Origin of the sequence: Haloarchaeobius sp. FL176 (genome assembly GCF_024609245.1) — an archaeon.
Classification (GTDB): Archaea; Halobacteriota; Halobacteria; order Halobacteriales; family Natrialbaceae; genus Haloarchaeobius.
Window position 1 is genome coordinate 240019 of sequence record NZ_JANJYH010000004.1, and the last position, 12801, is coordinate 252819.

Sequence of the window (12801 nt, forward strand, 5' to 3'; positions counted from 1 at the left end):
CGTTGTACCGTGCTTCCGTTCACTATGGACTAACGCCCGTGTTTTGGGTCCAGCTCAGGGTAACACAGACACGCCCATTCGCACTCATCGAGTCGGTATGCGACGTCCTCGCCTCTGATAACCCATCTCGGGAAATCCTATGTCGCCCGCTCGAACACCGTTGGGCCCCTCCGTCGGCGACGTCGTCAGAGTGGCCAATCGATCCCAAGACGATCCAGGTGTCGATGCAGGCGTTACCGGACGAATCACGAACGCTCAGTGAGTGGCACGACGGGTTCGAAGGAAATCCGGAGATTGACGAACGCTTCGTGACGTATGCTGAGTGGCTTGGAGACTGTCCCGAACCGGCCCCGGAAGCCGTGACGAACGTCCTTACTGATGTCGTCGAAACATACGAGGAACTCGGCCTCCCGGTAACGAAGGAGAACGATTCGCCCTCCCTTATCGAAACAGAGCGTGACGCCCGTGGAACTGTTCGTGTGAAAACTCTCGTCCAACAGCTACGCCACAAGTACGCAGATCGACTCGATGAAGGAACGCTTGACCGGTCGTGGAGTAGCGTCGCAGAGTTAAGTCAGCTAATCGCCACCCAGCGCCCAGGCCGACGTGAGCACTCAAACGCACGTGCTATCGATATCCTCGAAGCAAACGATATCTGGCTGTTGAACGTGCCGTACGTCCTCGCCGTCGGATTGATCGACGGTGAGTGGCCTCAGCAAACAGAGAGTGTCGTCCCCCCGGAACTCCAAGAAGCAATCCTCCGTGGCGACGGGAGTGTTGGAACGCTCGCACCACGAACAGCGTGGACAACGGGCCGAGACCGTGACCAGTTTGACGACACGTTGCGGGCCGCTGGAAATGGACTGATTGTAACCCGCCATACAGAATCCACTTCTGGAGAAGAACGCCGCCCATCTCCACTACTAGACCATCTGGACACCGACCTTGTTCCTCCCGACGAGCGCCGACAGCTGATGAGCGAAGAACGAGAACTCCCGAACAGCGTTCGAGCGATGCTCAAACACGAGGTGACCGACAGTGAGTGACGATCCGATCCGTCTCCAGAACGCGCAACGAGACATTCGGGATGCGTACTTCGAGCACGATTCGGGATTGTATACGCTCAACTGCGTCCCAGGTGCAGGGAAATCCGAGGTCACTGACCATATCTCCGCAGAGGACATTCTCCGCCGGTACGTTGCTGGAGACCCGACGCCCGAACAGCGAGTCGCAGCCATCTCGTTCAACCGTAGTGAGGCGGAGAGCATCATTCCGGATATCTGTGACCGCCTTCGGGAGATTGTCAAACACGATCTTGTCCCTGCTGCAAGCAAAGTCTCAGATTCAGAGGTAGAATATCTGATCCAACGGATCAGACAAGCACCGTTCGTCGGTACCATCGACAGTATTCTTCGGGATGTGCTGAGTGAGATTGCCTCCGATATCGGCTTCGAGGAGATGCCGGTCGTTGGCAACACGGCTCGGCAGAAACAGCTGCATGCTGCCTGTTACCGGGCCATTCAGGAGGATTCGGACTTGGCGCAGCGAGTAGAGCGGTTGGAGGATGCGTATCCCACTGGCGAGTACGACGACGACGTGAGCGAGATGCTTGAGACCGCCGTCACCTACTGCCGAGATCGCCGTATCTCTACGGAGAGGTTCCACTCCAACCTTGAACAGACTGTTGAAGATGTCTACGCACAGGGTCGTCCAGGATCGTTCAGCGACGTCGTCGCCGCGGTCGAACACTGTGTTGGGGCAGATATTGACGAAAGTGCCTACGACGACATCGGCGACGACGAACGAAACAGAATCTGTGACGCAGATTCGAGGCTTCACGACGACTGGCGTGCCCGTATTAACGATTTCTGTACAGTACTCGAAGAGTATCGAATTACGTATCGCCAGACTATCCGCGACCGTGGCGTTGTCTCCCACACAGATGTGGCGTACCTCGTGGACGCGTACTTCGACGACCGACTCGGTAATGTCGATGATGCTCACCGGACCAGAATCAGACACCGGTACCAGACACGAATCCAGAGCCTGATTATCGATGAGGCCCAAGACGTGTCGTCGATACAGCACGCGGCACTCTCTCACTTGGTCACCCCCAGTGCGCGTGTGTTCGGTGCGGGCGACCTGCTCCAGAGCGTCTATCTGTGGCGGCATGCTGAACCAACGCTCTTCGAGACCGCAACAGACGATGGGGAGTACCTCGGAATCGACTGGGATATCCACGAGCACCGGACTGCGAAGACGACGTACAGGTGCGTCCCCGATGTCGCCAGTGCGATCAACGAAATCTCGGAAGCAGCGCTCACGGATCCAGCACGTGGGAACCTCGGAGCACTGGACGTCCGATACCCTGGGCTCGAAGCTGATCGTGGTTCGACCGATGAGTCGAATGTTCATATTGCAGCCTTCGATCCGAGAGCTTCAGACCCTGATTCCTACACGTGGGTCAAACCTGTCGAAGGGCGCGGGGAAGCAACGACGCTGGCGACGCTCCTCTCAAAGGGGCTCGCAGATGGATCATTTACTGACGAGAACGATGACTCTCTCGGAATCACCGTGTTGTTCCGGTGGTCGTCGAAGATGGATGTGTATGAAGAGGCCTTCGAGGAAATGGGGCTCAGTGTTCGGAACGCGAGTGAAGACCTCTTCGAATGCTCAGTCGTCGATGTAGTTCTTGACGTCTGTGAGTGGCTAGTCGCACCTGCTGACCCTGAAAGAAATCGTGATCTCGTCATTGAGTCGAATCTCGGTCTCGAACCACTCACAAACAACTTCGAGACCCATCATTGGGACATCGATGCGATTCTCGATGGCTGCGACCTCACGGACGCACACCAGCACGTACTCGGTGGCCTCTCCGAACTCCGAGATCGACGTGACAGCTTCCTCTCCCGCCCCGCTGGCACCTACGCCCAAGACATCATCGAGACACTCGCCCTTCGCGCAGATCCCTATGGGTGCTTCGACATCGATCCCGCACAACGGGTCGCCAACCTCGATGCACTCGTAGAGACCTTGGACGAGTGGGAAGCGGACGAGCACTTCACGCCAAGTGAACTCACCGAACTGATCGAACCGTTCCGAGAGAACCCGTACATGGGACCGAACCAGCCGAGTACCGCCGACACGAGTCACGACGTCGAATTCCGGACGGTTCATGACGCTAAGGGCGACCAAGACGACGTCGTCGCCATTGCGAATCCCGGATTCGACCTCTGGAAGCACGGGCCGCAAGCCCAACGGTTCCTCACTCAGGGAAGCATCGCCGGACTCGCCCCGCCAACGAACACCGACATCCCCTCAGACGTTGCGCTCCCAGCGTTCGTCAACGGGCTGTATGATCCCGAAGACACGAGGGACCGCGATGTCGGACTGCGGTGGGCTACGGGCCACTGGTGCGACGATATCGCTGAGTCTGCGGATTCGACGTCGCTGGTCGGTCCAGAACGCCTCAGACGAGTTGCGGCGAACGAGCGGGCCGAAACGTGGCGGCTCCTGTATGTCGCGCTCACGCGGGCGAGAGACCATCTTGTTGTTCCACTCCCACGATCACTGCCCGACGAATCCCGACCCCGAGACCGATGGCTCGACACGATCCGAGAAGGACTCAACTTCACAGGCAGTCAAACTGGGTCGTACACGGTCGATACGGACACGGGGCCGTTCGACATCGGCGTCAACGATGTCGCACTTCAAGCCACGTGGGCGGAAACGACCACGACTTGTGACGACGACGTCGCCGTCAACCCACCACGACGAACCGATCTCGATCCGTGGGTTCCACGGTTCACCAACCCGAGCACGCTGTATCCCCTCACGGACGACCCCGACGCACAGGTACTTGATCACCTCCTCGGGAATGCCCTGCACACAGAAGCTAACGACGTTCCCGACGATGTCCCCCTACAGTTCGACCAGTTAGGCCCAGACGACGTCGGCTCCTGCTTACACGAGGTTCTGACCACGCTCGTCGAACGCGAGGTTCCGGAACACACACTTCGATCGCTGGGTGACGAAGTTCGGCGCGTGTTCGACGACGTCGTTGACGACCACACTACGCGAATCGACGACGACGAACGCGACGGATTATTCACCTTCTTCGGGGAGGAGGTATTGGACGACTTCGTCGCGTCCGACTTATGGGGAGATATCCAACGAGCCGAACGGGTTACCGTTGAGAGACCCATCGATGGTCTCGTCACGATTGACGACGTCGAGATCGAGATACACGGCACGAGCGATTTCGTCGTCAAATTACCCTCCGGCGAACAGCACGTGGCCGATCTGAAGATCACGCTGACGGATCAAACATCGGAGACGCGACGCCGGTACGAACTCCAAGTAACTGCCTACTCGTACCTCTTCGAGCAGCAGGAGAGTTCGGAGAGCCCTGTGAAACGAACAGTAGAGACATTCGGCGTCGAAAGAGATACAATCGAGTCCTCATGGCCGTCGAACATCGTCGAGCGGAGACTCGCGGCTCTGGTTCGACAATAGCTGTCGGTTACGTCCCTGTCTCACGGCTGACTTTTTCCCGCATTCGCTCATATGAAGTGTGCATGACGAACCCAAACGCCCTTCCATCGGCCGATAAAGCCCTCAACACGGACGCTTACTTTCGACTCTATCAGGGCGCGCTCAAAATCAAGAACCCTAGTGCGCGACTCGCCGCCTGCTACATCATCCTACTCGCTGGACGACTTGGTTTCCGTCTCCAAGAGATCCAACACCTCCGTGAGGAGTGGATCGATTGGCGGCGCGGCGAAATCAAAATCCCAAGGAACGAAATATGTACCTGTGCTATGGCGTACTGCGAAAAAACGTCAGATCCCGGTTCTCAGTGTCGATACCTGCCTCATCGAACGAAACTCTTGCAGGAGTCGTCATCTGGACCGGTACGGGCTCGGGAACCTAGCGGATTCAGAAGAGTAACTATCGATTCTGCTAAGGCAGTTTGCACTCAGATGGAATATGTACGGCACAGGGGCTATTTGGCGGGAAAAACACAGAACCGAGGATGATCCGGTTCTGCTGAACACCACGCCTGTTTAACGAGCGTTTTACGCTGCTAATTAGATGACGCGGTTCTGGAGGTAGTCGAGGTGCTTCGCGTTGTAGACGATCTTGACCTCGTCAGCGGTCGGCGAACCGATGCAGGTCAGGCGGACGTCCTTGTCCTCGACCTCCTCGTCGGAGAGGATCTGCTGCATGTCCATGTCGATGTCGCCTTCCTTGACGATGGCTGCGCAGTTCGCACACGCGCCAGCGCGGCAGGAGAAGGGCCAGTCGTAGCCCTGCGCCTCGGCCGCTTCCAGGATGTACTCGCCCTGGTTGACCTCGAGGGTGCCGTAGTCCTCGTCACCGAGGTCTGCGTCGGCGGCGCTCTCGAAGAGGTCGTCGTCGTCCATGTCCCAGCCGTGGTCGTCCAGCACTTCGTAGTTGAGGTATTCTACCGTGGGCATCACCCGACGGTTGGTTCCCCCTACCCTAAGAACTTGCTGTTCTGGCCCTCACGAACATGCGCATTAATCCTGAAAGACTCTCTCGGCTGTCGGTCCTCACCCGTAGATGGGGAACGCGGAGAACAACAGGAACGACGCAACGGCCGAGATGCTCGGGGTAAGTATCCACAGCGAGATGACGCGGGCGGTCGTTCCCGGGTTGAACAGGTCACTCGCCTTGAGCTCGTTCGCCTCTTCCTCGCCGATGCGCGCGACCTCCCCGCCGGGCTGGTCGGCACTGAGCGCCGCACTCACACTCTTATCCGGCGTCACCTGTTCGGGGGCCTCACCGCTGACTGCCTTCCCGGCGGCCTCGCTGATCTTCGTCGTGCGGGTCGCACGGCCCCAGCCGAGTCCGACGATGGCCATCGTCGCGGAGACGGCGAGGGAGGCGGGGATACCGAGCGCGGAGAGGAACGTGATGATACTGGCGCTGACGGCCTCGACGATGAGCGCCGCCAGCAGCGGCAGGTCGGTCAGGTCGTTCCCGACCGTGTCCAGCGTGCGGCGTGCGATGGTGAACGCACCCAGCCCGATGGCCCCGCCGGCGAGCAGGATGCCGGGTTCGAGGCCGAGTTCGCCGCTCCCGACGAGCGGTGCGACCGCGTTCGCGACGTTCGACGCCCCCGCCGAGAACGCCATGTAACAGCCGATGACGACGACCAGCACCTGTCCGATCCGCTGTTTCGTCGTCACGTTCCCGTCCTCGTCGGCTTCGAGGTCGATGTTCGAGACGAGGTACGGGTAGAAGTACCGGCCGATGACGGCACAGAGCCAGAACGCGATCACGGGTGCGATGAGCCACCACGAGATTATCTCGCCCATCTTCTCCATGTTCAGACTGCCGCTGGCCGCGCCGAGGCCGGCGATAGCGCCGACCGCCGTCATCGACGTCGAGGCGGGGACGCCGGAGAGGTTCGAGATGAGCAGTGCGAAACCCACGAAGAAGAGCACAGCGACGCTCGCCGCGAGCGTGAACCGCGTCTGGGGGACGATCTGCCCGCCCATCGTGTTGACGACCTCCCGGCCGACAGTCCACCCGCCGAGCAGCGCGAACCCGGTCATCAGGCCAGCCGCGAGGAGTTTCGAGAGCGTCCCGCTGCCCACTGCCGGGCCGAAGGCGACGCCGGTCGACGAGCCACCGATGTTGAAGCCCACGAACACCGCGACGGCGATACCGACGACGAAGAGAAGCTCGACCATATCTACCACCTCGTATGTCCACCCATGCTAAAAGCGTGGTCCAACGCCCCGTCGCAAGAGGACATGGCGTCGGCTGCCGTCCCCTGGAGCGATGGGACACACCGGAACAGCCGGAACGCGGCGACCGTCTCCAGCAGGGGGAACGAAGCGGGTGGTGTCCCGGGACCGTCGCACTTACCTCCTGCCGTCGCCCATCCTCGGCCATGTTCCCCGAGTTCGAGGTCGTCCCCGCGGTCGACGTACAGGACGGCGAGGTGGTCCAGCTGGTCCAGGGCGAGCGCGGCACCGAGAAGACGTACGGCGACCCCGTCGCGGCGGCCGAACGGTGGGTCGATCAGGGCGCACGTACCCTGCATCTGGTGGACCTCGACGGCGCGTTCGAGGGCGAACGCGCGAACGCGCCGGCCATCGACGCCATCCTCGACGCGGTAGACGTGACCGTCCAGCTCGGTGGCGGCATCCGCACCGCCGAGGACGCCGTCGACCTGCTCGACCGCGGCGTCGACCGGGTCATCCTCGGCACCGCCGCCGTCGAGAACCCCGATATCGTCGCCGATATCAGCGACGAGTACCCCGACGGCGTGCTCGTGAGCCTCGACGCGAAAGACGGCGAGGTCGTCGTCTCGGGGTGGACCGAAGGGACTGGGCTCGACCCCGCCGAGGCCGCGGGCCGATACGAGGACCTCGGCGCGGCGGGCATCCTGTTCACCGACGTCGACGTCGAGGGACGGCTCGACGGCGTCCAGACCGAGCCGGTCCGGCGACTGGCCGAGGCGGTCGACATTCCGGTCGTCGCGAGCGGCGGCGTCGCGACGCTCGACGACGTTCGGGCGCTGCGCGACGCGGGAGCAGCCGCCGTCGTCGTCGGCAGCGCGCTGTACGAGGGCCGGTTCACGCTCCGGGAAGCGATGGCCGCGGTCGAGTCTCCGTAGGCAGTGTCGCGAGAGCCACCGCTGTAGAGCGGTGGAACGATGGTGTGGTGTGGGAGGAGGGCGGGTTGTTCAGGGCGGTCCCCGGGACGGATGCGCGGTTAGTCGTCGCTCCGGTCGCTGCGGTGACCGTGACCGACGACGAGCGTCCCGAGGTTCAGCCCGAGCAGTACGAGGAACGCCTGCACTTCTGCAGTCGAGTCGATACCCGACGCGAGCAGCGAGAGGTACGCGAACGGTAACACGACGGCGAGCCAGAAGCACGCCATCCGGAGCTGTGCGACGGCCGCGCTCACGCTCAGTCGCTCGCTGACGGGGCTCGGAATCGAAGGGAGTTGGTTTGGAGTTGCGGGAGCCATATCGGGGACACCTGATTCGCATCCACTCCTACAGTCGGGACCATCATATAACGGGGCGAGCCTTTCGTCTATTTCGACCCGTTTTATCGCGAATACTGACGTTTTTTGACGCTGTGAGAGGCGTTTTAATGTTTTACAACCACCTCTGAGGACGTGATATTGGTTCTGGACCGGTCCCTCTACAGTCACCGTTGACGGGGGCTGAGAGCGCCGAGCCGCTGTGGTCGCCGGTACGGTATGCGGTCCCATCCGTCTCACGGACCGGGACGCACCCCGCGGACGCTGTGGCCTGCGGCGAGCGCAACGGCTTTGCCCGGGCGGTGGTTGTGTTGCCGTATGAGCGACCGAAGCGCGGCCGTCTCGCGCGAGACAGCCGAGACGGAGATCGACCTGACCCTCGTCGTCGACGGCGACGGCGACAGCGAGATCGACACCGGCGTCGGCTTCTTCGACCACATGCTCGCGTCGTTCGCCAAGCACGGCCTGTTCGACCTGACGGTCCACTGCGACGGCGACCTCGCTATCGACGACCATCACACCGTCGAGGACGTCGCCATCGTCCTCGGCGAGGCGTTCGCGGAGGCGCTCGGCGACAAGCGCGGCATCGTCCGCTACGCCGACCGCAAGGTGCCGCTCGACGAGGCAGTTGCCGGCGTCGTCGTCGACGTCTCCGGCCGACCCTACTTCGCGTTCGACGGCGAGTTCTCCCAGCCGTCAGTCGGCGAGTTCACCAGCCACATGGCCGAGCACTTCGCCATGTCGCTGGCGATGAACGCCGGACTGACCCTGCACTGCGAGGTCGGCGGCGACAACGCACATCACGAGGTCGAGGCGCTGTTCAAGGCGCTCGCACGGGCGCTCGACGACGCGACCCAGGTCGACGAACGCCGGAGCGACACGCCGAGCACGAAGGGCGAGCTGTAGCCCGAGTCGACAGTTCTTTCGCGGTTCCTGTCGTCGGTTCGGACAGGCATGTTCGACGAGATCATGGAGAAGTTCGAGGGCTCTCCCAGCCAGCAGGCGGTCATCCGGCTGCTGCTCGAGCGCGGCTTCTCCGTGAACGACGAGGGGCGCGTGGTCTCCGGCGGCATCGAGATCCCCAACACGGGCATCGCCCGCGAGATCGGTGTCGACCGGCGCGTCGTCGACTCCACGACCGATGCCATCCTCGCGGACGAGGAACTGCGACGCATCTTCCAGAACATCTCGCAGGTACCGAGCCTGATGGACCTCGCGCCCGTGCTCGACCTGACCGTGCTCACCGTCGCGGTCTCCGACGCCGAGCAGCAGGGCATCGTCTCGCAGGTGACCGGGCTGCTCGCCGAGCACGACATCTCCATCCGGCAGACCATCAGCGAGGACCCCGAGTTCACCGACGAACCGAAGCTCCACCTCGTCACCGACCAGCCCCTGCCGGGCGACCTCATCAACGAGATCCGCGCCCTGCCGTTCGTCCGGAAGATAGAGCTCCAGTAGCGCCGAACCGACGCGCTATTGGGCTCGGCGGCCCGAGTTCGGCTATGGACGAGAACGTCGAGGTCGCCCTGCGCTTCACCGCGGCGCAGCTCGCGGCCGCGACAGCGGGCATCCACCTCTGGATCGGGCTGCGCCCGCTGCTCCTGTACGCGCAGGTCGGCGAGCCACTCACCGACCCGCGCCAGGCACTGTTCGTGCTCTCCTCGCTCGCCGTGCTCGTCGGCATCGGGCTGGCCGCGTACGGCCTCCGGCGCGACTACGTCTACGGACTCGGCATCGTTCTCGCGCTGACGTACATCGTCGGCTGGCTACTGCTCGGCGGCCACCCCGAGGGCAACGAGGTCATCGCCTACGCCTGGGAGTCCACCGGCCACGCCCACGGCTCGACGCTCGGCACGCTCGTCGAGCACCTCTTCGGCTCCATCTGGCTCGTGACGACGAAGACCATCGAGACGGTGCTGCTCGGCATCCTGCTCGTGCTGCTCTACCACGAGCGGTTCGGCGACGACACCGCCGACGGCGCGGCCGACGACAGCCGCGACGGCGACGCGGAGGCGGCCCCGTGACCGGGGACACCTACCTGACCGTCGCTGGCCCGGCACACACCTCTTTCACCGTACAGGGCTCGGAGTTCATCGGCCACACCAGGCCCGCGGAAACCGTCGCCGCCGCCGAAGCCTTCGTCGACGAGATACGCGCCGAGTACGACGACGCGACGCACAACGTCCCGGCGTACCGGGTCCGTGCCGACCCGTTCCGCGAGTGGGCCAGCGACGACGGTGAACCCTCCGGCAGCGCGGGCAAGCCCGCCCTCAACGTGCTCCAGGGCCAGGAGGTCGAGAACGTGGTCGTCGTCGTCACGCGCTACTACGGCGGGACGAACCTCGGCGTCGGTGGCCTCGTCAGCGCCTACGGCCAGTCGGTCAAGGACGCGCTCGACGCCGCAGAGGTCGTCGAGGAGCGCCCACACGAGCCCGTCGGCGTCACCGTCGACTACGACGATTCGGGGACCGTCCGTGGCATCCTCGAAGGCTGGGACTGCGAGTTCGACGCCGACTACGCCGAGCGCGTCAGCTTCGACGTGCGGGTCCCCGTCTCGGAGGTGGAGGCGCTCCGGGACCGACTCCGGAGCGCGACGAGCGGGCGCGTCGAGCTGTCGTAGTCCGGCGTGTTTCCCCGAACCGAACGCCTAACCCACGTGCAGCCGAACGCAGGGCCATGGATTCAATCGAGGCGAGCGACTTCCACGAGCTCGCGAGCGTCTCGGAGCCGCGGGTCGCGCCAGGGGGCGAGCGGGTGGCCTACGTTCGAACGGTACCCAGCGACGACGAGGAGTACGAGGCGACGGTGTACGTCGCGCCGGTCGGGGGCGACGAGTCACAGCGGTTCACCGTCCGCGAGGGGCAGGACGCCGCGCCCCGCTGGTCGCCGTCGGGTGACCGGCTGGCGTTCACGAGCACCCGCGGCGATGGCGACCGGAGCCAGCTGTGGGTGGTTCCGGCCGACGGGGGTGAGGCACGACAGATTACGTCGGTCGCGGGCGGGGTCGCCACGCCCGTCTGGAGTCCCGACGGGAGCCACCTCGCGTTCGTCCAGCAGGTGGCCCCGGACGACCGCGAGGCGGGGCGGGACCGGTGGGTCGACGAGGCGTACGAGCCGGAGGAGCCGGACCCGCGGGTCGTCGACCGGACGGTGTACCGGGCGGAGGGACGGTACTTCGACCGGCGGCGACCGCAGGTGTACGTCGTCGACGTGGACGCAGTGGACGGCGTCGGGAACGACGAGGAGAGCGCGGGCGATGCAGTGACGCGCGTCACCGAGTCCGACGCGGACCACTTCTCGCCGACGTGGGGCGACGCGGAGACGCTGTACTTCGGTCGGCAGGTGCCGCGCGAGGCCGAGACGGATGCCGACGACGCGATCCGGATAGAGATACGGCGCTGTGACCCGGCCGAGCCCGAGGACGACGAGCTGGTCACGCGCGACGAGGGCTGGGGCGGGTTCGTCCGGGCCGCGAGCGACGGCCGGGTCGCGTACTTCCACACGCCGGCGGAGCGCTCCACCCTGCAGCAGACCGAGGTCCGGGTGTACGACGCCGCGAACGACGAGACGCGGACGCCGACGGCGGGCATGGACCGGACGATGGCGTACCACTCCGTGCTGGAGTGGGGGGCCGACGAGGAGCGGTTGTACGTCACCACGCCCGACGAGGGCTCCGTGGTCCTCCGGCGGTTCCCCTGGGACGCCGACGACAGCGACGACGCGCCGGACCCGTCGACGGTCGTCGCGGGCGAGGGGATGGACGTCGACGCGGCCCACGTCGGCCGGGACGTGCTCGCCTACACCGCCAGCGAGTGGGACCACCCCGGCGACGTGTTCATCTCGACGCCGGGCGGCGGCGAGGGGAACCGGCTCACCAGGGTCAACGCGGACGTGCTCGACGGTGTCGCAGTCCCCCAGCCCGAGGAACTCCGCTTCGAGAGCGACGGCCACGAGATACAGGGCTGGCTGCTGACGCCGCCGGACGCCGACGGGGCGAGCCCGCTGGTCGTGAACGTCCACGGCGGCCCGCACATCATGTGGTCCGACGCGGGGACGATGTGGCACGAGTTCCAGTCGCTCGCCTCGGCGGGCTACGCCGTCTTCTTCTGCAACCCGCGCGGCTCGGCGGGCTACGGGGCCGAGTTCATGCAGGCCATCGAGGGCGACTGGGGCGACGTGACCGGCGCAGACGTGCTCGCCGGCGTCGACCACGTCACCGGCCGCGCGGCCGTCGACGCCTCGAACGTGTTCCTCACCGGCGGCTCCTTCGGCGGCTACCTCACCGCGTGGCTGGCGGCGACGAGCGACCGGTTCGACGCGACGGTCGCCCAGCGCGGCGTCTACGACCTCCTCGGCTTCTACGGCTCGACCGACGTCGCGTACCGTCTCGTCGAGGGCGACTTCGGCACCGACCCGTGGGCTGACCCCGAGTTCCTCTGGGCGCACTCGCCGGTCGCCCACGCCGACGACATCGACGCGCCGACGCTGGTGTTGCATGCAGAGAACGACTTCCGGGTACCCGTCGACGGTGCCGAGTTCCTCTTCCGGGCACTGCGCAAGACCGGGACCGACACCCGGTTCGTCCGCTACCCGCGCGAGGGCCACGAGCTCTCCCGGTCTGGCGAGCCCGGCCACGTCGTCGACCGCATCGAGCGCATCCGGCGCTGGTTCGACGGTTACAGCGACCACCACGACGCCCAACCCGTACTGGAGCGACCGCCCAGCGCGGGGCTGTCCGCGGGCGACGGCGACGAGCACGGGGAGCACTGAGGG

General features: G+C 64.3%; 11 protein-coding genes. 8 read left to right on the forward strand and 3 right to left on the reverse strand.

Annotated features, from left to right (window positions below; all coding sequences use genetic code 11):
* Positions 1-218 precede the first annotated feature (218 nt).
* Both NO978_RS09710 and NO978_RS09715 read left to right on the forward strand, forming a co-directional pair.
* Positions 219-1046: a hypothetical protein gene (locus NO978_RS09710; RefSeq protein ID WP_257299391.1), complete on the forward strand. Its 828-nt coding sequence runs from the start codon at positions 219-221 to the stop codon at positions 1044-1046.
* A complete protein-coding gene (locus NO978_RS09715) occupies positions 1039-4515 on the forward strand; it encodes a UvrD-helicase domain-containing protein (RefSeq protein WP_257299392.1) in 3477 nt (1158 codons plus the stop codon). The genes NO978_RS09710 and NO978_RS09715 overlap by 8 nt, the downstream gene beginning before the upstream one ends.
* 575 nt (positions 4516-5090) lie before the next feature.
* On the opposite strand, the gene fer is transcribed toward NO978_RS09715, so the two are convergent.
* Complete coding sequence (gene fer / locus NO978_RS09720) at positions 5091-5480, reverse strand: ferredoxin Fer (RefSeq protein ID WP_257299393.1); 390 nt, start codon at positions 5478-5480, stop codon at positions 5091-5093.
* Between the two features lie 96 nt (positions 5481-5576).
* Positions 5577-6722 carry an inorganic phosphate transporter gene (locus NO978_RS09725; protein WP_257299394.1) on the reverse strand — a complete coding sequence of 382 codons (1146 nt, stop codon included), beginning with the start codon at positions 6720-6722 and terminating at the stop codon, positions 5577-5579.
* A gap of 203 nt (positions 6723-6925) precedes the next feature.
* On the opposite strand from NO978_RS09725, the gene hisA reads away from it, so the two are divergent.
* A complete protein-coding gene (gene hisA / locus NO978_RS09730) occupies positions 6926-7654 on the forward strand; it encodes a 1-(5-phosphoribosyl)-5-[(5-phosphoribosylamino)methylideneamino]imidazole-4-carboxamide isomerase (protein WP_257299395.1) in 729 nt (242 codons plus the stop codon).
* 98 nt (positions 7655-7752) lie between these two features.
* Here hisA and NO978_RS09735 read toward each other — a convergent pair whose 3' ends face one another.
* Positions 7753-8010, reverse strand: coding sequence for a hypothetical protein (locus NO978_RS09735; protein ID WP_257299396.1), 258 nt, complete (start codon positions 8008-8010; stop codon positions 7753-7755).
* 336 nt (positions 8011-8346) lie between these two features.
* Between NO978_RS09735 and hisB the strand changes: the two genes are divergently transcribed.
* The 5 genes from hisB to NO978_RS09760 are packed head-to-tail and all read left to right on the forward strand — an operon-like array spanning position 8347 to position 12798.
* Positions 8347-8934 (forward strand): imidazoleglycerol-phosphate dehydratase HisB, encoded by a 588-nt coding sequence (gene hisB, locus NO978_RS09740; protein ID WP_257299397.1) that lies wholly within the window; start codon positions 8347-8349, stop codon positions 8932-8934.
* 48 nt (positions 8935-8982) lie between these two features.
* Positions 8983-9486, forward strand: coding sequence for an amino acid-binding protein (locus tag NO978_RS09745; protein WP_257299398.1), 504 nt, complete (start codon positions 8983-8985; stop codon positions 9484-9486).
* A gap of 44 nt (positions 9487-9530) precedes the next feature.
* Positions 9531-10052: a hypothetical protein gene (locus tag NO978_RS09750; RefSeq protein WP_257299399.1), complete on the forward strand. Its 522-nt coding sequence runs from the start codon at positions 9531-9533 to the stop codon at positions 10050-10052.
* On the forward strand, positions 10049-10648 hold the full coding sequence (locus NO978_RS09755) for a YigZ family protein (RefSeq protein WP_257299400.1): 600 nt from the start codon (positions 10049-10051) through the stop codon (positions 10646-10648). The genes NO978_RS09750 and NO978_RS09755 overlap by 4 nt, the downstream gene beginning before the upstream one ends.
* Positions 10649-10704: 56 nt before the next feature.
* On the forward strand, positions 10705-12798 hold the full coding sequence (locus NO978_RS09760) for a S9 family peptidase (RefSeq protein WP_257299401.1): 2094 nt from the start codon (positions 10705-10707) through the stop codon (positions 12796-12798).
* Positions 12799-12801 lie beyond the last annotated feature (3 nt).

Excerpts from the sequence above, each read along its gene's own strand:
- fer (WP_257299393.1), bottom strand. The coding sequence starts at position 5,480 with ATGCCCACGGTAGAATACCTCAACTACGAAGTGCTGGACGACCACGGC.
- NO978_RS09725 (WP_257299394.1), bottom strand. The coding sequence starts at position 6,722 with ATGGTCGAGCTTCTCTTCGTCGTCGGTATCGCCGTCGCGGTGTTCGTG.
- hisA (WP_257299395.1), top strand. The coding sequence starts at position 6,926 with ATGTTCCCCGAGTTCGAGGTCGTCCCCGCGGTCGACGTACAGGACGGC.
- NO978_RS09735 (WP_257299396.1), bottom strand. The coding sequence starts at position 8,010 with ATGGCTCCCGCAACTCCAAACCAACTCCCTTCGATTCCGAGCCCCGTC.
- hisB (WP_257299397.1), top strand. The coding sequence starts at position 8,347 with ATGAGCGACCGAAGCGCGGCCGTCTCGCGCGAGACAGCCGAGACGGAG.
- NO978_RS09745 (WP_257299398.1), top strand. The coding sequence starts at position 8,983 with ATGTTCGACGAGATCATGGAGAAGTTCGAGGGCTCTCCCAGCCAGCAG.
- NO978_RS09750 (WP_257299399.1), top strand. The coding sequence starts at position 9,531 with ATGGACGAGAACGTCGAGGTCGCCCTGCGCTTCACCGCGGCGCAGCTC.
- NO978_RS09760 (WP_257299401.1), top strand. The coding sequence starts at position 10,705 with ATGGATTCAATCGAGGCGAGCGACTTCCACGAGCTCGCGAGCGTCTCG.